This window comes from Microbacterium alcoholitolerans, from assembly GCF_050408615.1.
Classification (GTDB): Bacteria; Actinomycetota; Actinomycetes; order Actinomycetales; family Microbacteriaceae; genus Microbacterium.
Genome location: NZ_JBNTKD010000001.1, coordinates 1,857,279 through 1,879,166 on the forward strand (window position 1 = coordinate 1,857,279; position 21,888 = coordinate 1,879,166).

Sequence of the window (21,888 nt, forward strand, 5' to 3'; positions counted from 1 at the left end):
GTGATCGATGAAGGCAGGCCGCTGTTCCTCCAGATCGCCGAGACGATCGAGGATTCCATCCTCGATCGCACCCTCGCCGAGGAGGAGCAGGCGCCGTCCACCAACGAACTCGCGGCGTTCCACCGGATCAACCCCGCAACCGCCGCGAAAGGCGTCGCCATGCTGACCGACAAGGGCATCCTGCTCAAGCGTCGCGGCATCGGCATGTTCGTGGCCGCGGGCGCGAGGGGGAGGCTGCTCGCCGAACGCCGCACGGCATTCGTCGAGCGCTACATCGATCCGCTCCTCACCGAGGCCCAGGCGCTGGGACTCGGAACCGACGACCTGACCACACTGTTGCGCGAGCGCACACAGCGCCCGCCGACCACTGAAGGGAACCCCGCATGACATCCGTCATCGAGGTGACGAACCTCACCAAGCGGTACAAGGACAAACTCGCACTCGACAACGTCTCGCTCTCGATCGAGCAGAACACCATCTACGGCCTGCTCGGCCGCAACGGTGCAGGGAAGACGACGCTCATGTCGATCCTGACGGCGCAGAACTTCGCGACGTCAGGCGACGCTCGGGTGTTCGGCGAGCGCCCGTACGAGAACGTGAACGTGCTCAGCCGGATCTGCTTCGTGCGCGAGAGCCAGAAGTACCCCGACGACGCCACGCCGACGCATGCGCTGCGGGCCGCGCGGCTGTTCTTCGAGCACTGGGATCAGGCGTTCGCCGAGCGACTGATCGACGACTTCCAGCTGCCGATGAAGACCACGATCAAGAAGCTCTCCCGCGGTCAGCTCTCCGCGGTCGGCGTGATCATCGGGTTGGCATCCCGCGCCGAGATCACCTTCTTCGACGAGCCGTACCTCGGTCTCGACGCCGTCGCACGGCAGATCTTCTACGATCGGCTGCTCGAGGACTACACCGAGCACCCCCGCACGATCATCCTCTCGTCGCACCTGATCGACGAGGTGGCCAACCTGATCGAGAAGGTCATCGTCATCGATTCCGGACGCATTCTTCTCGACGAGGACACCGATGCCGTCCGCGGTCGCGCCTCCACCGTCGTCGGCGACGCCGCCAAGGTCGAGGCCTGGGCCGCCGGTCGCGAGATCCTGCACCGCGAGGCGCTCGGACGCGTGGCATCCGTCACCGTCCTCGGCCACCTCACCGACGCCGACCGCGCGGCGATCGCCGCCGCGGACCTCGATCTCGCGCCGGTCTCGCTGCAGCAGCTGATCGTCCGGCTCACGCAGAACGCCGCGCAGTCGGCATCCACCCCCGCTTCCGCGCTCACTGAGGAGGTCCGCTGATGCGACGCACACTGAATGTCGTCCGGCTGCAGATGATCAACAAGAACACGTTCATCTGGGTTCCGCTCATCGTGCTGGCCGGCGCCGTCGTCGTCTCGGTGCTGATCTACGCCATGATCCCGGTCGACACGCCGAAGTACGGCGGTGGCGGCCAGGCTCCGCTGTGGGTGTTCTTCGCCGTCGGCATGTCGGCGATGACGATGACCTTCCCGTTCTCGCAGGCGATCAGCATCACGCGTCGCGAGTTCTTCATCGGCACCATGATCGCCGCCGTGCTCGGCAGCACGTTCATGGGCATGCTGTTCCTCATCGGCGGCGGCATCGAGCTGCTGACGAACGGCTGGGGCGTGAACGGGTATATGTTCCACCTCCCCGACGTGTGGGCGGCAGGGGCAGGTGGCGCCTTCGTCATCTACTTCACCCTCGCGCTGTTCTTCTTCGTCATCGGCTTCACCGGTGCCACGATCTACAAGCGATGGGGAGCGCTCATGATCACGCTGGTGGGCGTCGGAATCGGCCTGCTGCTCGTGGCCGCCGTCTTCCTCATCACCAGGCTCGAACTGTGGGGACAGGTCGGCGAGACGTTCGCGCAGCTTGGCGCACTGGGCGTCGCGCTCTGGGGCCTGGTCGGCGTGGCCGCGCTCATGGGCATCTCCTACCTGACACTGCGCCGGGCCACGCCTTAGCGCTGTGACTCAGTGGAGGGGTGGATGCGCTGGCATCCGCCCCTCCACTGCGTTCAGATCGTCTCGTCGGCGGCGACGATGTCGATGTTCCAGAAGAGCGAGTCTGGGTCTTCCGGATCGTGCGCCTCTTCGACCTCGCGGAACACCTCGCCCATCCGCTCGAGCGCATGCTCGAACTCGGCGCGGGTAAGCCGGGTGTTGCGCTGCTGGAAAGTGCCGCGCATGACCTGGTCGCGACCCTGCGTGTATTCCGGCGTCCAAGCCACCACTCGTCGCATCAGGTCGGCGTGTTCATCCATGATGAGACGGACGAACGCGGCGCCGGCCGCGACGTCCTCGATCGGATGCTCGGGTGACCCCAACTCCAGCGAGTGCAGCTCGGCGGGCTTCCACACTCGGTCGCGGCGGTCTCGCGCATGCTCGGGATCCTCTTCGACCAGGCCCGCCTCAGCGAGCACCCGCAGGTGGAAGCTGAGGGTGTTGGCCGCGACGTCGAGGTCGGCGGCGAGATCGACGGCGCGCGCATGCTGGCGGCGGATGAGCTCGTTGATGATGCGGCGCCGCAACGGGTTCGCCACGGCCTTCAACATCGCCGAGGTCATCACCGTGGTGCCGTGGGTGCCGCCGCGTCCGGGTGTCGCCGCGTCGGGGGTCGGGTTCGCCGGCGCCGCCGCGTCGGGTGACTTCGCCATGCCCGCAGTCTAACCACCAAACTTGCGCAATTTAACTTGCGCAAGTTTTATCGCGCATATATCGTTGCGTACATGAGCCAACCGACCGTCCGTCTGTGGAGCAGCCGCCGCTACCTGCTCTGGCTGACCAGTGACACCGCCAAGGGCCTGGGCACCACTCTGTTCAGCTTCGCGATTCCGCTGGTGGCGCTGTTCGTCACCGACGATCCCGCGCAGGCGGGAATCATCGGTGGCGTCGGCATGGGCGTGCGACTCGTCACGACGCTGATCGGCGGCGCACTCGCCGACCGTCACAACCGCATCGTGATGATGCTGGTCGGCTCACTGATCGCGATGCTCGTCGGCGGCGCATTCGCGCTGCTCGCCTTCGCCGACGCGCTGACATTCCTCACGCTGCTGCTGCTCGAGATCGCGCTGTGCGTACGCTCCGGTCTGTTCGAGCCGGCCAGCGAGAGCGCGCTGAAGCAGATCGTCCCTGACGAGGCGATGGGTCGCGCACAGGCCGCGAACCAGGGGCGCGACGCCGCCCTGCAGCTCGCGGGCGGTCCGCTCGGCGGCGCACTGCTCGCCGTCGGCGCCTGGCTCGTCGCCGTCGTCATGACGGCCGCGTACGCCTTCGCGGCGATGACGGCATGGATGCTGGGGCGGGCGAAACCGCACGAACCGGCGGAGCACAAGAATGCCCCTGCGACGACCGTGTCGGAACGCGCTCCCCGCGGGACGATGGCCCTCGAGATCCGCGAGGGATTCCGATGGCTGTTCTCGCGCTCCGACCTCAGCGGCGTGCTCGTCATCATCACGATCATCAATCTCGGATTCAACGCCGCCGTCACCACGGTCATCTACTCGCTGCAGCAAGACGGCCACTCCGAGTTCACCATCGGCGTGATCTCGGCGGCGATCGGCGCGGTCATGCTCGTCGGAGCGCTCATCGCGCCGACGCTGGTGCCTCGCGTCAAGGCCGGCACCCTCACGATTCTGGGCCTCGCGACCACCACGGCCGGCGCGTTCATCATGAGCGTGGTCGACACACCGGTCGGCATCGCGATCGTGTTCGGGGCGGCCGTGTTCCTGCTGCCGTCGCTGAACGCGGCGATGATGGGCTACTTCATGGTCGCCACGCCATCACACCTGCTGGGGCGGGCGAACAGCGCGGCCGGCGTGCTCGGCATGGGTGCCATGCCGCTGGCGCCCCTCATCGCCGGATTCGGTCTCGCCTGGGCGGGCCGGACGCCGACGATCGTGTTCTGCGGCGTGCTCTGCGCGATCGCAGCCCTGCTCGCGCTCGTGAATCGGCCGCTGCGCTCGCTGCCAGCCGAAGCCGGCTGGTCGGCGCACGCGAAGCAGTTCGAGGACGCCGCGCCCGTGGCATCCGCCCTCTGAGTCGCGCGCGTCACGGCAGCCCTCGCTCGCTTGGGATGCCAAAGGTCGGTTCACGAGCCCTTGAACCGTCTCTTGGCATCCCAAGTGCGCGGGAGACCCGCGTCCGACGCTGCCGGGATGCGAAAGTGCGGCCCGGCGCCCCCGGAACCGGCATTTTGCATCCCTGTCACCGCACGCACCCCGGCGCCGCCCACGCACCCGCCCCGGCCACCCGGCCCCATCCGGCAGACTTGACCCTCACACGGTGTCAGGCGGGAGGACGGATACATGCTGTCCATCGGAGCGTTCGCGCAGATCGGCCAGGTGACCCATCGGATGCTGCGGCACTGGGACATCTATGTCCGCGCGGTCTCCGACGACCAGAACGATTGGGTCACCGAGCTGCAGCAGCCTGTCACGCGGGCGTGACCTGCCCGGCATCCGCGCGTATGCGTCCTCGCCCCTCCTCAGCGACGCCGCCCCTGCTCAGTTGCGTAAACGAGCAGGGGCGGCGTAGGCGGGCAGGGGCGGGGACGATCGCTGACGCGCCTAGCGCAGCGGATCGAACGGCTTGATGACGGGGTCGATGCGGCCGGTGACGATCTGCTCTGCGAGCAGCTTTCCGGTCGCGGGGCCCAGCACGATGCCCCACATGCCGTGTCCGCCCGCGACGTACACGTTCGGGGCGCGCGTCTGCCCGACCAGCGGCAGACCGTCAGGAGTCACCGGGCGGGAGCCGACCCACTCGTCCTGGCGGTCATCCAGGTCGACGCCGGTGAACAGCTCGCGCGCCTGCGCGATGATCGCCTGCACACGGCGGGCCTGGAACGGCTCATCGGGGCGGCGGAACTCCATGGTCCCCGCGATGCGGAACCGCCCCTGATACGGGGTGCACGCGATCCGCTGGAACGGCAGGTACACCGGGTGCTCCTGCGGCACCTCGGTGGCCACGCTGAACGAGTACCCGCGCCCCGCCTGCACGCGGGTGCGCACACCGAGCTTGCGGGCGAGCCCCGGCATCCACGCTCCCGTCGCGATGACGACGGAGTCGGCCTCGCGCCGCTCCCCGTTCGACAGCGTGACGACAGGGCGCCGCGTGGACGACACATCCGTCACCTCGTGACCGGTGACCAACTCGCCGCCGCGCTCCACGACGGCCGCACCCAGCGCCTCCATGAACGGACCGGGCTCGAAGAAGCGCTGGCCGTCCAGCCGGTAGGCGTGCTTCACAGCATCCGACAGGACCGGCGCGAGCTCGCGCGGGTTCTCGAGCTTCTCGAACGGCACCTCCTGTCCGTGCCGGACGACGCCCTCGATCTCATGCAGGAAGCCCTTCGACTGCAGCTCGTTCCTGAATCCGATGACGAACGGCCCCTCGCGCGTCCACGACTGCACTCCGCCGTCGATCAGCTCGTCGAAGCACTCCAGGGCGATCTTGTCGATCGGTGTCAGGTGCGCCATCGTGCGATCCCACGCACGGTTCGTCCCGTGGGCGGCGAAGCGGGCGAGGAACGACCAGAGCCCGGCATCCACCCGGAACGGAACGTGCAGCGCGGCATCCGGATCCAGCAGCGCCTTCGGCCCGTACGTCCACAGGCCCGTGTCGGCGAGCGGGATGGTCTTGCCCGGCGTCAGCCACCCGGCGTTGCCCCATGACGAACCGGCGGCGATGCCGACGCGGTCGATGACCGTGACGTCGACGCCGCGCTCCTGCAGATGCCATGCCGTGGCGAGACCGACCATCCCGGCCCCGACGACGATCGTCCGCGTCATTGCGTCCTCCTGAGACTGCGTGCTGCTTCGCGTACACGCGGGCGCGAAGAATCGCCCGCTACCAGCGATTATGCAGATCTCGACGATGACGCGGGCGTCACGTCGAAGATTCTGCGTACAGTGGACGAGAAGCAGTCGAAATCTTCACTCTGAGGCGAGGAAGTGACCACCATGGCTCCCGAATCTTCGACGTCCGCTCACCCGGGTCTGGATGCCGTCGATCGCACGATCCTGTCGGAGCTCAGCCGCAACGGCCGCATCTCCAACACCGAGCTCGCCGCGATCGCCGGAATCGCCGAATCCACATGTTTGAAGAGAGTGCGCGCCCTGCAGGCGAACGGCGTCATCGTGGGCTTCCACGCCGAGATCTCGCCCGCCGCGATCGGGCTGCATCTCGAGGCGCTCATCACGATCCGCCTGCACGCGCACGCGCGCGGCGACCTGCGCCGCTTCCAGAGCTACCTTGAGGAGCTCCCCGCGACCCAGCGGGTGTACTTCCTCGCCGGGGATCGCGACTTCCTCGTGCACGTAGCGGTGTCGGATGCCAGTGCGCTGCGCGAACTGGTCTCGGACACCCTGAGCCTGCGCCCCGAAGTGGCATCCACCAGCACCAGCTTGATCTTCGCCCAGGCCGCGGGGTCGCGGGGTCTGTGATGGAGGCCGGACTCGACGCCCAGGTCGCAACGGTTGCCGCTATTCCGCGAATATAGCGACAACGATCGCGACCTGGACGATGCGCAGCGACCCCGCACGCGCGAACTTCAGTCGGCGGGGCGGACCTTGTAACCGGCATCCGCGAGCGCTGCGCGCTGGGCATCCGACGCTGCGGCATCCGTCAGCACGACCGGGAACAGCTCCGCACCTCCCACGTGCGCGAAGGTCGCGCGTCCGAGTTTCGACGCGTCGGCGACCACGTACGCGCTCTCCGCGCGCTGCGCCATCATGCGGTTCACGGCGGCCTCCGCCTCATCGTGCGTGCTCGCGCCCGACTCGGCCGACAGGCCGTTCACGCCGATGAACGCGACGTCCAGTCGGATGCCGCCGAGCAGCTGCTCGACGAACGGGCCGACCAGCTCGAAGCTGCGCGGGTGAATCACACCGCCGGTCACGACGACCTTGAACTCGGGGCGCATGGCGAGCTGCGAGGCGATGTTGACGGCGTTCGTGACGACGGTCAGACCGTGCTCGGCGAGATCCGTCCGCGCCGCCAGCGCCGTGGCGATCGCGTTCGTGGTGGTGCCGCCCGAGAGGCCGACGACCTGGCCCGGCACGACCAGCGCGGCGGCCGCAACGGCAATGCGCTCCTTCGCGCCCGTCGCGTGGTGGCTGCGATACCGGATGGGCAGCTCGTACGCGACTGACTGCGCCACGGCGCCGCCGTGGGTGCGGGTGAGCAGCCGCCGCTCGGCGAGGCTGTCGAGGTCACGACGGGTGGTCGCGGCCGATGCGCCGAAGCGCTCGACGAGCTGTTCGACGCTCACCTCGCCCTGCTCCGCGAGCAGGTCGAGGATGGCGGTGAGGCGAGCGGCGCGATTCATGGCGGTCGGGTGGTGTTCGAGGGCTCAGTCGGATGCCAGTGCGAAGAGGCGCAGCATCCGTGCGGCTTCCTGAGCGACGGCCTCGCGAGCGGGCGTGAGGTACTTGCGGGAGTCCACGAGCTTCTCGTCGGCGGCGAGCGTCTCGCGGATCGCCCTCGTGAAGAAGCCGTTCAGGTGCGTGGAGACGTTGATCTTCGTCATTCCGGCGCGCACGGCCTGCACGATCACATCGTCGGAGACGCCGGACGAGCCGTGCAGCACGAGGGGCACGTCGCCGCCGTCGCGGCCGACGCCCTGCAGTGCGGCGCGCAGGCGGCCGATGAGCTCGATGTCGAGCGACGCGGAACGGTCGAGCATCGCGTGTGACGATCCCACAGCGACGGCGAGCGAGTCGACGCCGGTCGCCTCGACGAAGTCACGCGCCTCGTCGGGGTCGGTGCGGACGCCGGGTGCGTGCGCTCCGTCCTTCCCGCCGACCTCGCCGAGCTCGGCCTCGATGTAGACGCCGGCGGCTCGGGCGCGCCTGGCGACATCGGCCGTCACCGACACGTTCTCCGCGTAGTCCAGCTTGCCGCCGTCGAACATCACGGAGCCGAAGCCGAGCTCGATCGCCTCGTCGACCAGCTCCGGCCGTTCGGCGTGATCGAGGTGCACGGCGACAGGGGTCGATGCGCGGCGAGCCACGGAGAGCGTGGCCCAGCCGATCGGCTCGAGCCCGCCGTGGTAGTCGGCGCAGTTCTGCGAGATCTGCAGGATGACGGGAAGCTGAGCGCGCTCGGATGCCGCGACCAGTGCCTCCGCCGTCTCGAGATGGATCACGTTGAAGGCACCGAGACCGGTGCCGGCGGCGGCGGATGCACGCATCAGTTCGCGAGCGGAGACGAGGGTCATCGGGTTTCCTTCGGAGTCAGAACGAGGCTGCGTTCGAGGTCGGGCCAGGACGGGTGGATCTCACCGGCGAGCGGCATGAGCACAGCGGCGGCCGACCATGCGGTCGCGCGGCGGAGGATCTGCTCCGGGTCATGGATGCCGGCATCCATGAGCACGGCGCACGCGGCCACCGCCGCATCACCGGCACCGGTGGGGTTGCCGGCGAGCGCGGTGTCGAGTCGCGCGCGCAGGATGCTGACAGTCGGCACTCCGGTGTGCCGGATCACTGATGCATCAGCGTCCGCAGGGCGTGTCGCGGCGCGACTCGCCGTATCGGCGCCGGATGATCCGTGATCCGGCACGAGATCGAGGGCGGTGATGGCCAGCATCCCCTCCGCACCGAGCGACAGCAGCACGAGCTGCGCGCCCCGGCGCAGCAGTTCGCGGGCGCCGTCGATCGGGTCGTCGAGACCGGTGGCATCCGCCAGTTCGTGCTGGTTGGGCTTGAGGACGGATGCCCCGGCATCCGCCGCCACCAGCAGAGCGGGCCCTGACGTGTCGGCGATCACGATCGCATCGGCCTCGCGGCCCAGCGCGATCAGCGAGGGCAGCACGTCGGCGGGAGTGTCGGGCGGGAAGCTCCCCGAGATGACGAGCACGGGCGCTGCCGTTTCGGGGGCCGAAACGCCAGGTGTCGGACCGGATGCCGGGATTCGTCCGGCATCTGGCGTGTCGGCCCCCGGAATGTCAACGGGGGCGCCCGCCAGCGCCTCGGCCACGGCGGCGCGCAGGGCGTCCCATTCCGCGGAGGTGGGGGCGACACCGCGCTCGTTCACGATGGTGGTGTCGCCGAGCGCCTCATCGACCAGGGCGATGCTGCGCCGGGTGGATGCCACGACGGGCACCAGCACGTGGGGAACGCCCGAGGCGTTCAGCTCCTCGGCGAACTCCTCGCCGGTGGCGCCGCCGGTGGTCGTGACGGCGCGAACCCGGGCGCCCTGCGCGTGGGCGACGCGGGCGACGTTGAGTCCCTTGCCGCCGGCGCGCGCCTGTCCGGCATCCGCGCGGTGCGTGCCGCCGGCGACGATCCGATCGACGTGCCAGGTGAGATCGAGTGCCGGGTTGGCGGTGACGGTGACGATCATGCGGAGCCTTCCTCGCCGACGGCGGCGGCCTCGCGCGCCCACAGTGCCGACCCAAGGATGCCGGCGTTGCCGGAGAGCTCGGCGGGGACGAGGGCGGGGATGCGGTGGAAGCTGAGGCGATCGCGCAGTCGCGCGTTCAGCTCGTCGAACAGGGCGCCTCCGGCGCGGGAGAGTCCGCCGCCGATGACGACGGCCTGGGGCGCGATCACGGCGGTGAGCTGCGCGATCGAGAGCGTGAGCGCGTCGAGCGCCTCGTCCCAGACGCGCGCGGCGATCTCGTCACCGGCCGCGGCCAGGGCGATGACCTCCTTGGCCCCGCCGACGGGCGTGCCCGAGGCCTCGGCGTAGCGTCGCGAGATCGCGCCGGCCGAGGCGACCGCCTCCAGGCATCCGCGCGCACCGCACGGGCATGGCCAATCCCCGATCGGCGAGTGGCCGATCTCTCCGGCGTATCCGCCGGCGGTGTGCGGATGCCCGTCGATCAGGATCGCGCCGGCGATGCCGGTGCCGATGATGAGCACGACTGAGTTCTCATATGAGCGCGCACCGCCGAGCACGTGCTCGGCCCAGCTGGCGGCGCGCACGTCGTGGTCGAAGGCGACGGGCATCCCGAATCGCTCCGCCGCGAGCGCGCGGAGCGGGGCGTCCCGCCAGCCGAGGTTGCTGCTGAAGACGCCGATGCCGTTCTTCTCGTCGACGATGCCGGGCACGACCAGTCCGATCGCACTGGGCTCGACGTCCGGATGCTGCTCGCGCAGGTCGTCGGCGAGTTCAGCGAGTCGTTCGATGAGCCGCTCCGCGCCGCCTTCGCCGCCCGCCGGTGTGGGCGTGCGACGAAGGCCCAGCGCAGTGCCGTCGGCGTCGAACAGCGCCGATTTGATGTCGGTGCCTCCGACGTCGAAGGCGAGCACGGGCGACCCGCGTCCGATCGTCGCGGCACGCGCGAGCTTCTCGCCCGAGACGTCGGTGACGACGTCTCGGATGCCGCTGTGATCAGACGCTTCGGTGCTCACGATCTCAGTCGCCTCGTGTCTCTGCTGTTTGCAGGTTCAGTGCTGTCTACGGGTTCAGTCGCCGACCGGTTCAGTCGTCGAGGATGACGGAACGGGTCAGGTTGCGCGGCTGATCGGGGTCGAGGCCCTTGCCGACGGCGCGGTCGAGGGCGACGCGGTGCACGCGCACGAGCTCGGCCATCGGGTCGATGTCGTGCTGGACGAACTGCGCGCCAGTGGCCTCGACCTGAGCCTTCAGACCGTCGGGAGCTGCGCCGAACTGCCAGGTGATCCGGCCGGGAGCGGCGATCGCGATCGGTCCGTGGCGGTACTCCATGGCGCTGTACGACTCGGTCCACGACTGCGACGACTCGCGCATCTTGAGCGCGGCTTCGTGAGCGAGGCCGATCGACCAGCCGAGGCCCAGGAAGCTGTACTGGTCGGCGGTGCCGAGCGCGGCGTCATCGGTGCCGTCCAGAACGGACTGCGCGTCGGCGATCACCGGGTCGAGGTCTTCGCCGAGCGAAGCGCGGAACAGCGCGAGCGCGGTGGTCGCGAAGCGGGTCTGCACGACCGACTGCTCGTCGGCGAACGGCAGCGCGATGACGGTGTCGGCGAGGTCGACCAGAGGTGAGGTGTCGTCGCCGAGCACGGCGACGACCGGGGTCATGCCCTTGACGCGCTGGGTGAGCTCGAGCACCTCGGTGGTGGTGCCGGAGCGGGTCAATGCGACGATCGCGTCGTAGCCGCGATCGGTCGGGACCTCGGATGCCGTGAACGCATCGCTCTCGCCGAGGCCGGCGGCCTCGCGCAGCGCGGCGTAGGACTGCGCCATGAACCAGGAGGTGCCGCAGCCGACGATGGCGATGCGGGCGCCGGATGCCGGCAGCAGGGCCTGTTCGGCGCGCATCCCGGCGGCACGCGCCCAGGTCTCGGGCTGCGAGGTGAGCTCCGCGCGCATGTGCGCGCCGGCGGTGGTGGTCATGTTCGACTCCTAAGATGCAAGATTTTGAGCGTTATGAGCAGATAACCATCAAATTATCGCATCCTGAATGCGGATCTGTCGAGCCGGTCAGCGGCCCTCGGCTGCCTCGGTGTGGTGGCGGATGACCTCGGCGACGACGAAGTTGAACCACTTCTCGGCGAACTCGGGGTCGAGGTGCGCCTCTTCGGCCAGCGCCCGCAGCCGGGCGGTCTGCTGCTCTTCCCGACCGGGATCCGACGGCGGCATCTCGTGCTCGGCCTTCAGGCGGCCCACCTGCTGCGTGCAGCGGAATCGCTCCGCGAGCATGAAGATCAGAGCGGCGTCGATGTTGTCGATGCTGGCGCGCAGACGCAGCAGTTCGGCGCGGGCCTGCTGGGCGGCATGCTCGGCGTCGTGATCGGCGGCGGCCTCTGCGGCGTGCTCGGGCGCGTGCTCGGCTGGGTCGGACATGCTCCTCCTCTTATCGGCCATCTCACGATAGCCGCCCGACCACCCTCTAGAGTGTTCGACATGAGCCCCGAGGAGCGCACTCAACCGGCCGGCGACGGAGTGGACGACATCGCCCGACGCACGGTGGCGGAGACGACGACGTCGGGTGCGGCGGCTGACGCGACAGCGAACGAGGCAGTGCAGGCGGATGCCGCGGATGCTGCGGCACGGCCGGTGCGCTCGACGGTGGACCCGCCGGTGCCCAGCCGCTCGTTCTGGACGCGCATCGACAAGCCGTTCGTGTTCGGTCTGATGGTGACCCTGGGCGGGCTCACCGCGTTTCTGCTCGCGCTCATGCTGTCGAACCTGTCGACGGTGCTGATCTACATCGCCCTGGCGCTGTTCGCAGCGCTCGGCCTCGACCCGGCGGTGCGCTTCCTGGAGCGGCGCGGCCTCTCCCGTGGCGTGAGCGTGCTGGCGGTCATCCTCGGCCTCATGGGGGTTCTCGCCCTCGTGCTGCTGATGATCGTTCCGATCGTCGTCGAGCAGATCTCGTCGTTCGTGCGCTCGGTGCCCGACCTGATCGCCGATTTCATGGCCGGTGACGTCTACGCCTGGCTCGAGAACCAGTTCGGCGATCAGTTCGAGCAGCTCGTCGAGGATGCCCAGAACTTCCTCACCGACGGCAAGACCTGGCAGACGATCGGCGGCGGCGCGCTGCAGATCGGCTCGTCGATCGCCACCGGCATCTCCGGGATCATCGTCGTCCTGGTGCTGACGCTCTACTTCGTCGCGGGGCTGCCGTCGATCAAGACCTCGATGCTGCGCCTGGCCCCCGCCCGTGACCGCGCCCGCGCCCGCGACCTCACCGACCAGATCACCGACTCGGTCGGCGGCTACGTGCAGGGCATGGTGACTCTCGCGTTCATGAACGCGATCGTCGTGCTGCTGCTGTACATCACTCTCGGCCTGCCGTTCCCGCCGCTGATGGCGACCGTCGCGTTCCTGGTGACGCTGATCCCCCTGGTGGGATCGGTGCTGTTCTGGATCGTCGGATCGCTCATCGCACTGTTCGCCGACCCGTGGCAGGCGCTGATCTTCGCCGCGCTCTACCTGGTCTACATGCAGATCGAGGCGTACGTGTTCACCCCGCGCATCATGAACAAGGCGGTGTCGGTGCCGGGAGCGCTCGTGGTCATCGGCGCCATCGCCGGCGGCACGCTGCTCGGGATGCTCGGCGCTCTCGTGGCGGTGCCGGTGACGGCATCCATCCTCATCATCATCAAGCAGGTGTGGATCCCCCGCCAGGACGCCCGCATCTGAGCATCCGGCGGGGAATCCACCCGCTTCGGGTCAGATCAGCCCGTTGTCCTCGAGCCACTTCTTCGCGATATCGGGAGACGACATCTGGTCGACCGTGCTCTGCACGTTGAGTGCGACGAGGTCGTCGGCGCCGAGTGCGGCGCTGATCGCGTTGATCGTCTCGCTGATGTCGGTCGCGACGTCCTTCGAAGCGATCGGCACGACGTTGGATGCCAGGATCATGTTCTCCGGATCCTCAAGTGCCACGATGTCCTGCGTCTGGAACGCCGGGTCTGCCGTGTAGACGTCGGCGACATCGATCTCGCCGGCCAGCAGCGCATCGAGCGTGCCCGGGCCGGTGGCGGAGAAGGTCAGGTCGACTCCGTACACGTCCTTGGCACCCGCCGGACCGTACGGCCGCTGCTCGAACTCGGGAGCCGCGCCGATGGTCGCCGGCTCGCTGAGGTTCGCCAGATCGGCGATCGAGGTGAGTCCGTTCTCGTCGGCGAACGACTTGAGCACCGTATAGGTGTCCTGGTCACTCGCCTCGGCGTAGTCGAGCGCAGTGAGTTCGTCGGGCAGCGCGTCCTGAAGTGCGGCGTAGACGTCTTCGGGGCTGGTGGCGGTCGCGCTGTCGTCGAGGTACTCCAGCAGGTTGCCGGTGTACTCCGGGAACAGGCTGATCTTGCCGGATTCGACCTCGGGCATGTACGCGTCCCGCTGCCCGATGTTGAACTGGCGCTCGACCGTGAAGCCGGCGTTCTCGAGCGCCTGCGCGTAGATCTCGGCGACGATCTCGTTCGAGTAGTACGCCTGCGATCCGACGACGATCGTGTCGCCGGAGCGGTCGACGCCTTCATCGGTGGTGGGCTCCTCGAGCGGGTTGCTGCTGGTGCCGCATCCGGTCAGGGCGATGCCGGCGACCAGGACGATGCCGGCCGCGAGGGCTGTGCGTGTCTTTCGTGTGGCGAACATGTGGGGCCTTTCTGTGGGGGAATCAGGCGAGAGGACATCAGGCGGGAGCGGATGCCACGCGTCGAGCACGCGACGATGTGGTCGAATCTGCGGGCTGCTGCACCCGCACCCCGTGAGGGACGGCCGCGCGCTGCGCGAGCGCCAGCAGCAGGTCGACGATGAGGGCGAGCGCGGCGACGAGGATCGCACCGCCGAGCACCTGGTCGAACCGGCGCAGCGGGATGCCCTGGATGATCGGCCATCCGAGCCCGCCGAGGTTCACGTAGGCGCCGATGGTCACGGTGGCGATCACCTGCAGCAGCGCGGAGCGCAGACCGCCGACGAGAAGGGGCATTCCGAGGGGCAGCTCCACCCGGGTGAAGATCTGCCATTCGGTCATGCCCATCGCGCGGGCCGCATCGATCACGCGCCGATCGATCGCCTCGAGCCCGGTGTACGCGCCGGCCAGCAGCGACGGGATGGCGAGGAGCACGAAGGTGATCACCGCGGCGAGCGGCGTGCGGACGACGCCCAGCACGAGCACCAGCAGCACGAGCAGCCCGAAGGACGGCACGGCGCGGGCGGCGCCCGAGATGGCGACCGCTATCTCGCGCCCCTTACCGGTGTGGCCGATCAGCCAGCCGACGGGGAAGGCGATCGCTGCGGCGACCGCCACTGAGACGATGGAGTAGAGCAGGTGCTGCGTGAGCAGGGTCTGCAGCGAGTACGGCCCCTCGAGCCGATCGGGCGAGAACAGCCAGGCGAATGCGTCGGCGAAGAGGTTCATGCGGCCGCCGCCTTTCCGCTCGTGGCACGCGCAGATGTACCGCCGTTCGGGCGCGGCTGGCCGGCGCGGGACCGAACCCACGGCATCAGCGCGCGGCCCAGCAGCAAAAGCAGCAGGTCGACCAGCAGCGCGATGACCACCACGGCGACCACGCCCGAGAGCACCTCGGCGACCAGGCGCCGCTGCTGTCCGTTGGTGAACAGGTAGCCGAGGTTCGTCACCCCGATCAGGATGCCCGCCGTCGCCAGCGAGATCGTCGATACGGCTGTCACGCGCAGGCCGGCCAGGATGACCGGCCCGGCAAGGGGAAGCTCGACGCCCCAGAACCGCCGCGGGGCGGCGTAGCCCATGGCTGTGGCGGCCTGTCGCACACTCGGATCGACCGAGTCGAGGCCGTCGGCGACCGCGCGGACGAGGATCGCGATGGCGTAGATGGTGAGTGCGGCGACGAGGTTCGCCTCACTGATCACCGAGTAGCCGAGCGCCGCCGGCAGCAGGATCAGCAGGGCCAGGGACGGGATGGTGTACAGCAGTCCGGTGAGCACGATGATCGGTCCGCGCACGAGACGGTAGCGCCAGGCCACCCAGCCGAGCGGGATCGACAGCACGAGGCCCAGCACGATCGGGATGATGCTCTGGCGCAGGTGCACGAGGGTCAGCTCGAAGATGAGCCCGAGGTTGTCGGCGACCCAGTTCATGACCGGTTTGCCTCCGCCTCGGGCGCCGACGCCTCAGTCTCAGCGACCGGCGCCTCCGCCTCGGGCACCGACGACTCCGTGACGAGGCGTCCCTGCGTCCGGCCCTCCGAGTCCACCACCACCGCGCCACGCGGAGTCTGCTTCACCGTCAGAGCCCGACGCCCGCGCTCGGCGCCGATGAACGCCTCGACGAACTCGTCGGCGGGGTTCTCGATGATCTCACTGGGGCTCCCGACCTGCACGACGCGCGCGCCCTTGTCGAGGATGACGACCTGGTCGCCCAGCAGGAAGGCCTCGTCGATGTCGTGGGTGACGAACACCACGGTCTTGTCGAGCTCGACCTGCAGGCGGATGAGCTCCTGCTGCAGGTCGGCCCGCACGATGGGGTCGACGGCGCCGAACGGCTCGTCCATCAGCAGGATGTTCGGGTCGGCGGCGAGCCCGCGTGCCACGCCGACGCGCTGCTGCTGTCCCCCGGAGAGCTGGCTGGGATACCGGTCGGCGAGCGCGCGGTCGAGCCCGACCGTGTCGAGCAGCTCCCGCGCACGCTCGTGCGCTTCGCGCCTGCGCACGCCGGTGAGGCGGAGCACCGTCGCGACGTTGTCGATCACGGTGAAATGCGGCATGAGCCCGGAGTTCTGCATGACGTAGCCGATGCTGCGCCGCAGGGCCACCGGGTCGCCGCCCAGCACGCTCTCGCCATCGATCTCGACGTCGCCGGAGGTCGGCTCGACCATGCGGTTGATCATGCGCAGCAGCGTGGTCTTGCCTGATCCGGAAGAGCCGACGAGAACGGTCGTCTTGCGCGAGGGGATGACAAGGCTGAACTCCTCGACCGCGTGGGTGCCGTCGGGGAACGTCTTGGTGACGGATCGGAATTCGATCATCGTGCGCCGCCTACGGGCGGAATCCTTCGAGTCGTGCCTTCATGGGGTCGTGCCTCCTCGGTCGCCTTTCGAGAGTATTGGACGCCGGCGACATTGCGGGCTGGTGAGCCGCACTTGTCCAGACCTTCTCAGGAGGTTCGGAGCACCCGGCAGAGCGGATTGCGTTCACGCCGACTGCCTGCCGTACTGCTCGAGCAGGCGCAGCCAGATCTCGCTCATCGTCGGATACGCCGGAACCGCATGCCAGAGACGGCTGATCGGCACCTCGCCCGCGACGGCGACGGTCGCCGCCTGCAGCAGCTCAGCGACGTCGGCACCAGCGAAGGTCACACCGAGGACGACCTCGCGGGCCGTGTCGACGATCATCCGGGCGCTCCCGGTATAGCCGTCGGCGTGCAGCGAAGCGCCCGCCACCGAATCGAGACCCACGTCGACGACCGCGATCTCGTGACCGGCCGCGCGTGCGGCATCCGATGTCAATCCCACCGACGCGACCTCGGGGATGCTGAAGACGACCTGCGGAACGGCGGCGTGGTCGGCGGATGCCACGTGCCGGCCCCACGGCTGATCGGCGATCACCTCGTCGCGCGAGCGCGCGGCGATCACATCGCCCGCAGCGCGCGCCTGGTACTTGCCCTGATGAGTCAGCGGTGCGCGTCCGTTCACATCGCCGACCGCGTACAGCCAGTCGGTCCCGGTCGCCAGCATGGTGTCGTCGACGTCGATCGCCTTGCCCGGTTCCAGGCCGACGGCGTCAAGGCCGATATCGCCGCTGCGCGGCCGCCGGCCGGTGGCGACGAGCACCTCTGCCACCACGATCCGCTCGTGCTCATCGCCTTCTCCTCGATCGAGGGTGAGCGTCACGCCCGCGTCGTCGCGCCGCGCCGCCACGGTCTCGGTGTGCAGCCGGACGTCGACGCCCAGACCGCGCAGTCCGTCCGCCACCTGCTCGCCGGCGAGCGCCTCCATCGAGCCGAGCAGCGCGCTGCGGGCGATCAAGGTCACCTTCGCCCCGAGGCCGGCGAAAGCGGTGGCCATCTCGACACCCGCCACACCACCGCCGATGATCGCCAGCGATTCCGGGACCTGTTCGGCGCTGGTCGCCTCACGGCTGGTCCACGGCCGTGCGTCGGCGAGCCCGGGGATCCCGGGGATGGTCGGCTCCGACCCGGTGGAGACCGCGACGGCGTGGCGAGCGCGCAGCATCCGCTCACCCTCTTCCGTCGCGACGGCGACCTCGAGCCTGCCGGCGAGGCGGCCGTGGCCGCGCACGAGATCGATCCCCGCGCTTCGCAGCCAGTCGACCTGCCCGGAGTCCGACCAGTGCGACACGAAGCCGTCGCGTCGGGCGAGCACTTCCGTCGGATCGAGCTCGGCTCCGCTCACGCCGCGCACGTGCTCGGCGGCGTGCCGGGCATGGATCGGGCGCAGCAGCGCCTTGGACGGCATGCACGCCCAGTACGAGCACTCCCCACCGACGAGCTCACTCTCGATGATCACCGCCGTGAGTCCTCCCTCCACGGCACGATCGGCGACGTTCTCGCCCACCGGACCTCCACCGAGCACGATCAGGTCGTATTCATCCATGGCACCCTCCGGATCCCAGTCTTGCGTCCGCGCGCAGCCGTGTCACGGGGTTGACTCGACGCCGGTGCTGCCACAACTCCGGAGATCCGGCGGCTCGGGTGCCCGAAACACCGCCCGCGGGGCGGAGCACCCAGGATTCTCCGGAGTTGTGGCGGGAGTTGTGGCAGCGACGACCGCGGCAGACCGGTCGACACTGGCCGACGGGCGCCTGATCAGCGCGCGGGGAGGATGCTGGTGGGCGTCGGGGCCGACGTGACGCGGCGCACATCGCGCGGGGCGCCGGTCCGCTCGTCGAGGTCGACGACGCTGACGGTGCTCGAGCGCTGACCGGAGACGAGCAGAGTTCCGTCGTAGACGAGGTGATGGCGCGGCCAGTCGACGCCGGCATCCGCGAGGGCGAGCGGCTCGAGCACATCGCCGCCACCGCGCACCCGCAGCGCCGCGATCGTATTGCTGCCGCGCAGCGCCGTGTACAGCGTGCCGCCGTCGCGCGACATCGCGAGCTCGGCGGGGAAGTCGAAGCCGACCTGCGCGATCTCCGAAGCGATGGTCGCCCTGACGAGGCCCCAGCGCCCCTCGCGATCGGATGCCAGTGTGAACACCTCGCACGAGTACTCCGTCACCACGTGCAGGTGCCCGCTGGGGTGCAGCACCATGTGCCGCGGACCGGTGCCCCGAGGAAGTTCGACGTCGTGGTCGACGCTCAGGTCGCGGCGGCGGATGCGCACCAGGTCGAGGCCGAGGTCGGCGGTGGCGATGCGGCCGTCGGGCAGGAACACGGCCGAGTGCGCGCGCGACGGGCGTTCGGCGTCACCCTGGGGGGTCGAAGCATCACGGTCATCGTCCTCGCGACCGCTGCCGAACAGGGCGGCGCGCAGCGCGGCGGCCTTGTCGGGTGCGGATTCGACCAGTCGCCCGTCGGCCGCGATCCCGTAGCCGATGACCCGCCCGTCGCCGTAGCAGCTGGCGACCAGCATCCGTCCGTCGGGCGACACGGCGAGGTGGCAGACCGACTCGCCCGCGGCGAGCGCGGCGCCGAGCGGGCGCAGCGAGCCTTCACCCGATCGCGTGAACGCCTGCACCTCGCCGGCGCCTTCCAGCGCCGCGTAGACGACATCGAGCGTCGGATGCTGGGCGAGCCACGACGGCGATGCGGCCGGCGCCGCGGTGCCGCGGTAGGTCAGCGTCGACGGCCCGCGGCCCTCATCCACCGACAGGAAGCTGATGCCCTCGGCGTCCCCGTCCATGTCAGAGCCGTAGCCGCCGACCCAGAACCGAGTCATGCGAGGTCAGTCGACGAGGTCGTGGCGGACGATGACCTCGTCGCGGGCGGGCCCGACGCCGATCACCGAGATGCGCGTGTTGCTCATCTTCTCGAGGGTGAGCACGTAGTCGCGCGCGTTCTGCGGCAGGTCCTCGAAGGTGCGGGCCTTCGAGATGTCTTCGCTCCAGCCGGGGTAGTACTCGTAGATCGGCTTCGCATGGTGGAAGTCGGTCTGGTTCACCGGCACGTCGTCGTAGCGCACGCCATCGACGTCATAGGCCACGCACACCGGGATCTGGTCGAGGCCGGTGAGCACGTCGAGCTTGGTCAGCACGATGTCGGTGATGCCGTTCACGCGGGTCGCATAGCGGGTGATCGGGGCGTCGTACCAGCCGGTGCGGCGCTCGCGACCGGTGGTGGTGCCGTACTCGCCACCGGTCTTGCGCAGCCACTCGCCCATGTCGTCGTCGAGCTCGGTGGGGAACGGGCCGGAGCCCACCCGGGTCGTGTACGCCTTCACGATGCCGACGATGCGGTCCAGGCGCCCCGGGCCGACGCCGGATCCGGTCGCGGCTCCGCCGGCCGTGGCCGATGAAGAGGTGACGAACGGGTAGGTGCCGTGGTCGACGTCGAGCATGGTGGCCTGGCCGGCCTCGAACACGACGACCTCGCCGCGCTCCAGTGCCTCGTCGATCAGGTGGCCGGTGTCGGCGACCATCGGGCGCAGTCGCTCGGTGTACGACAGCAGATCGTCGACGATCTCGTCGACGGTGATCGCCCGGCGGTTGAAGACCTTCACCAGCAGGTGGTTCTTCTGATCGAGCGCGCCCTCGACCTTCTGGCGCAGGATGTTCTCGTCGAACAGGTCCTGCACGCGGATGCCGACGCGGTTGATCTTGTCGGCGTAGGCCGGGCCGATCCCGCGGCCGGTGGTGCCGATGCGACGCTTGCCCAGGAAGCGCTCGGTGACCTTGTCGAGCGTGCGGTGGTACGCGGTGATGATGTGCGCGTTGGCACTGACCTTGAGGCGCGAGGTGTCGACACCGCGGGCATTCAGCGCGTCGAGTTCTTCGAAGAGCACCTCGGGGTCGACCACGACGCCGTTGCCGATGACGGCGTTGACGCCAGGGCTGAGGATGCCGGAGGGCAGCAGATGCAGCGCATACTTCTCGTCGCCGATGACGACCGTGTGCCCCGCGTTGTTGCCGCCGTTGAACTTCACGACCCAGTCGGTGCGTTCGCCGAGCAGATCTGTCGCCTTGCCCTTGCCTTCGTCGCCCCACTGGACGCCGATGATCACGATTCCTGGCATGGGTGGACCCCCTGGATTGCGCTGTTCGCCGGGATTGCACCGGCAGATGAGCTGGCCCTGAGCGGGCGGAACCATCCTATCGGGGCCGCTCCGCGGCTGACCCCGCGGAAGGGCGCCGCGCTTGTCCGCAGCCCCGAACGATTCCGGCCTGCCACGCTGGAAGCGCGGCAGGCGAGAATCGGAGCGGTGGTCTTGATGTCAGCCGAGCGGAACCATCCACTCCTTTGGGGAGTCAATCCAGCGGCCCGATGCGCCATCCGAGATGATGAACCCGTAGTCACCTGGATTCACGCGGCTCATCGCAGGTCGCATCATGAGGATCGCGGACTGTTCGTACGGAGCACGAACCTCTTGGATGACTTCCAGCGAGTGCGGATCGATGACTCGTCCGAGTAGAGTGCCCCCTTCGATCATGGTCGACAGCGCGTTCTCGTCAACCTCCGGAATGTAGATGCCGCCGTGATCCATGCGGACGAGGTAGCGCTCGTACATGAGGAACTGCTTATCAGGCATGGTGCGCTCCACATCCATCATGCCCATCGCCGAGAAGAAGTTGTCGATGCGGCTGGCTGCGAGGCCGTACCAGCCTGCGGGAAGGGCGTCGCCACCCTGTTCGGCGACGGCACAGAGCTTGCCGCGGGACTTCATGTAACCGTCGATGGTGCCCGTGAACGGATCGACGTCGTGTGCGAACACGAACGGCGTGCCCATCAGGCGGGCAAAGTTGAAACTGTCCGGTTCGTCGCCGTTCTCGTCGCCGATGGTCAGAACGTAGTTGATCGACGTGTCACTGCCGCAGTGGTAATCGACGACGGCATCCGCGCGGTCAAGGACGTACTCGGTCAGCGCGTGGGCCAGCTTCTGTGTGACCCATCCCCCGCGGTTACCGGGAAAGACACGGTTCATGTTGTTCATGTCCGTGTTCATGCCCTGACCGGTGGTGCGGGTGTTGGACTCGAACGCGACCGGGTTGGCTACTGGAACGGCTAGTACGGTGCCAGAGAGCTTCTGCGGGTCGAGTCGCTGAATCGTCTCGAGAACGGTGCGCGTTCCCGAGATCGCGTCTCCGTGAACCGCAGCGACCAGCGCCAGGGTGGGACCATCGTTCACACCGCGCACACCGTGAATGTGCATCATCAGGTTCTCGCCCGACGAACGGCGTGTGATCGGCACCCGCCATTGCCCGCGGGCTCCCGGCGCAAGTGCTATCTGGTCCGGGGAGGTGATGATCTCAGCCCCGGCCGACCAATCCAGCTCCGTGGGGGCGAACAGGTTGTTACTCATATGTACTCCTTGTTGTGTGACGTGAGAATGGATCATCGTC

At 68.8% G+C, this 21,888-nt stretch carries 23 protein-coding genes; 7 read left to right on the plus strand and 16 right to left on the minus strand.

The window, feature by feature from the left end:
• From ACQUSX_RS08895 to ACQUSX_RS08905, 3 genes are read left to right on the plus strand one after another with little or no spacing between them, the layout of a single operon-like run.
• Complete coding sequence (locus ACQUSX_RS08895; RefSeq protein WP_428906586.1) at positions 1 to 387, plus strand: GntR family transcriptional regulator; 387 nt, start codon at positions 1 to 3, stop codon at positions 385 to 387.
• Complete coding sequence (locus ACQUSX_RS08900; protein WP_428906587.1) at positions 384 to 1,301, plus strand: ABC transporter ATP-binding protein; 918 nt, start codon at positions 384 to 386, stop codon at positions 1,299 to 1,301. The genes ACQUSX_RS08895 and ACQUSX_RS08900 overlap by 4 nt, the downstream gene beginning before the upstream one ends.
• On the plus strand, positions 1,301 to 1,987 hold the full coding sequence (locus tag ACQUSX_RS08905; RefSeq protein WP_428906588.1) for a hypothetical protein: 687 nt from the start codon (positions 1,301 to 1,303) through the stop codon (positions 1,985 to 1,987). The genes ACQUSX_RS08900 and ACQUSX_RS08905 overlap by 1 nt, the downstream gene beginning before the upstream one ends.
• 53 nt (positions 1,988 to 2,040) lie before the next feature.
• Here ACQUSX_RS08905 and ACQUSX_RS08910 read toward each other — a convergent pair whose 3' ends face one another.
• Entirely contained in the window at positions 2,041 to 2,679 is a 639-nt protein-coding gene (locus ACQUSX_RS08910) for an ArsR/SmtB family transcription factor (protein WP_428906589.1), read from the minus strand.
• A 72-nt stretch (positions 2,680 to 2,751) separates the two neighbouring features.
• On the opposite strand from ACQUSX_RS08910, the gene ACQUSX_RS08915 reads away from it, so the two are divergent.
• Both ACQUSX_RS08915 and ACQUSX_RS08920 read left to right on the plus strand, forming a co-directional pair.
• Complete coding sequence (locus ACQUSX_RS08915; protein WP_428906590.1) at positions 2,752 to 4,062, plus strand: MFS transporter; 1,311 nt, start codon at positions 2,752 to 2,754, stop codon at positions 4,060 to 4,062.
• A gap of 267 nt (positions 4,063 to 4,329) precedes the next feature.
• Positions 4,330 to 4,470, plus strand: coding sequence for a hypothetical protein (locus ACQUSX_RS08920; protein WP_428906591.1), 141 nt, complete (start codon positions 4,330 to 4,332; stop codon positions 4,468 to 4,470).
• 120 nt (positions 4,471 to 4,590) lie between these two features.
• On the opposite strand, the gene ACQUSX_RS08925 is transcribed toward ACQUSX_RS08920, so the two are convergent.
• On the minus strand, positions 4,591 to 5,814 hold the full coding sequence (locus ACQUSX_RS08925; protein ID WP_428906592.1) for an NAD(P)/FAD-dependent oxidoreductase: 1,224 nt from the start codon (positions 5,812 to 5,814) through the stop codon (positions 4,591 to 4,593).
• A gap of 171 nt (positions 5,815 to 5,985) precedes the next feature.
• Here ACQUSX_RS08925 and ACQUSX_RS08930 point away from each other — a divergent pair, with 171 nt between their 5' ends.
• Positions 5,986 to 6,468, plus strand: a complete 483-nt coding sequence (locus tag ACQUSX_RS08930; RefSeq protein WP_428906593.1) for an Lrp/AsnC family transcriptional regulator — start codon at positions 5,986 to 5,988, stop codon at positions 6,466 to 6,468.
• Between the two features lie 107 nt (positions 6,469 to 6,575).
• Here ACQUSX_RS08930 and ACQUSX_RS08935 read toward each other — a convergent pair whose 3' ends face one another.
• The 6 genes from ACQUSX_RS08935 to ACQUSX_RS08960 all read right to left on the minus strand — a co-directional run bounded on the left by ACQUSX_RS08935 (position 6,576) and on the right by ACQUSX_RS08960 (position 11,794).
• Complete coding sequence (locus ACQUSX_RS08935) at positions 6,576 to 7,352, minus strand: DeoR/GlpR family DNA-binding transcription regulator (protein ID WP_428906594.1); 777 nt, start codon at positions 7,350 to 7,352, stop codon at positions 6,576 to 6,578.
• A gap of 24 nt (positions 7,353 to 7,376) precedes the next feature.
• Positions 7,377 to 8,243 carry a class II fructose-bisphosphate aldolase gene (locus tag ACQUSX_RS08940; protein ID WP_428906595.1) on the minus strand — a complete coding sequence of 289 codons (867 nt, stop codon included), beginning with the start codon at positions 8,241 to 8,243 and terminating at the stop codon, positions 7,377 to 7,379.
• Entirely contained in the window at positions 8,240 to 9,367 is a 1,128-nt protein-coding gene (locus ACQUSX_RS08945; RefSeq protein WP_428906596.1) for a 1-phosphofructokinase family hexose kinase, read from the minus strand. The genes ACQUSX_RS08940 and ACQUSX_RS08945 overlap by 4 nt, the downstream gene beginning before the upstream one ends.
• Positions 9,364 to 10,380, minus strand: coding sequence for an ROK family protein (locus ACQUSX_RS08950; RefSeq protein WP_428906597.1), 1,017 nt, complete (start codon positions 10,378 to 10,380; stop codon positions 9,364 to 9,366). Before ACQUSX_RS08950 ends, ACQUSX_RS08945 begins: the two co-directional genes overlap by 4 nt.
• A gap of 70 nt (positions 10,381 to 10,450) precedes the next feature.
• Positions 10,451 to 11,344 carry an SIS domain-containing protein gene (locus ACQUSX_RS08955; RefSeq protein ID WP_428906598.1) on the minus strand — a complete coding sequence of 298 codons (894 nt, stop codon included), beginning with the start codon at positions 11,342 to 11,344 and terminating at the stop codon, positions 10,451 to 10,453.
• A gap of 87 nt (positions 11,345 to 11,431) precedes the next feature.
• Complete coding sequence (locus ACQUSX_RS08960; RefSeq protein ID WP_428906599.1) at positions 11,432 to 11,794, minus strand: chorismate mutase; 363 nt, start codon at positions 11,792 to 11,794, stop codon at positions 11,432 to 11,434.
• Positions 11,795 to 11,854: 60 nt separating this feature from the next.
• On the opposite strand from ACQUSX_RS08960, the gene ACQUSX_RS08965 reads away from it, so the two are divergent.
• Entirely contained in the window at positions 11,855 to 13,096 is a 1,242-nt protein-coding gene (locus ACQUSX_RS08965) for an AI-2E family transporter (protein ID WP_428906600.1), read from the plus strand.
• Positions 13,097 to 13,126: 30 nt separating this feature from the next.
• On the opposite strand, the gene ACQUSX_RS08970 is transcribed toward ACQUSX_RS08965, so the two are convergent.
• The 8 genes from ACQUSX_RS08970 to ACQUSX_RS09005 all read right to left on the minus strand — a co-directional run bounded on the left by ACQUSX_RS08970 (position 13,127) and on the right by ACQUSX_RS09005 (position 21,848).
• Entirely contained in the window at positions 13,127 to 14,050 is a 924-nt protein-coding gene (locus ACQUSX_RS08970; protein WP_428906601.1) for an ABC transporter substrate-binding protein, read from the minus strand.
• A gap of 37 nt (positions 14,051 to 14,087) precedes the next feature.
• Positions 14,088 to 14,816 (minus strand): ABC transporter permease, encoded by a 729-nt coding sequence (locus ACQUSX_RS08975; protein ID WP_428906602.1) that lies wholly within the window; start codon positions 14,814 to 14,816, stop codon positions 14,088 to 14,090.
• Positions 14,813 to 15,514 (minus strand): ABC transporter permease, encoded by a 702-nt coding sequence (locus ACQUSX_RS08980; protein ID WP_428906603.1) that lies wholly within the window; start codon positions 15,512 to 15,514, stop codon positions 14,813 to 14,815. Before ACQUSX_RS08980 ends, ACQUSX_RS08975 begins: the two co-directional genes overlap by 4 nt.
• A complete protein-coding gene (locus tag ACQUSX_RS08985) occupies positions 15,511 to 16,401 on the minus strand; it encodes an ABC transporter ATP-binding protein (RefSeq protein WP_428906604.1) in 891 nt (296 codons plus the stop codon). The genes ACQUSX_RS08980 and ACQUSX_RS08985 overlap by 4 nt, the downstream gene beginning before the upstream one ends.
• A gap of 165 nt (positions 16,402 to 16,566) precedes the next feature.
• Positions 16,567 to 17,988 carry a dihydrolipoyl dehydrogenase family protein gene (locus ACQUSX_RS08990; RefSeq protein WP_428906605.1) on the minus strand — a complete coding sequence of 474 codons (1,422 nt, stop codon included), beginning with the start codon at positions 17,986 to 17,988 and terminating at the stop codon, positions 16,567 to 16,569.
• 212 nt (positions 17,989 to 18,200) lie between these two features.
• Entirely contained in the window at positions 18,201 to 19,271 is a 1,071-nt protein-coding gene (locus ACQUSX_RS08995) for a lactonase family protein (protein WP_428906606.1), read from the minus strand.
• Positions 19,272 to 19,277: 6 nt separating this feature from the next.
• Positions 19,278 to 20,564 carry an adenylosuccinate synthase gene (locus tag ACQUSX_RS09000; RefSeq protein WP_428906607.1) on the minus strand — a complete coding sequence of 429 codons (1,287 nt, stop codon included), beginning with the start codon at positions 20,562 to 20,564 and terminating at the stop codon, positions 19,278 to 19,280.
• A gap of 198 nt (positions 20,565 to 20,762) precedes the next feature.
• On the minus strand, positions 20,763 to 21,848 hold the full coding sequence (locus tag ACQUSX_RS09005; protein ID WP_428929960.1) for a succinylglutamate desuccinylase/aspartoacylase family protein: 1,086 nt from the start codon (positions 21,846 to 21,848) through the stop codon (positions 20,763 to 20,765).
• Positions 21,849 to 21,888 lie beyond the last annotated feature (40 nt).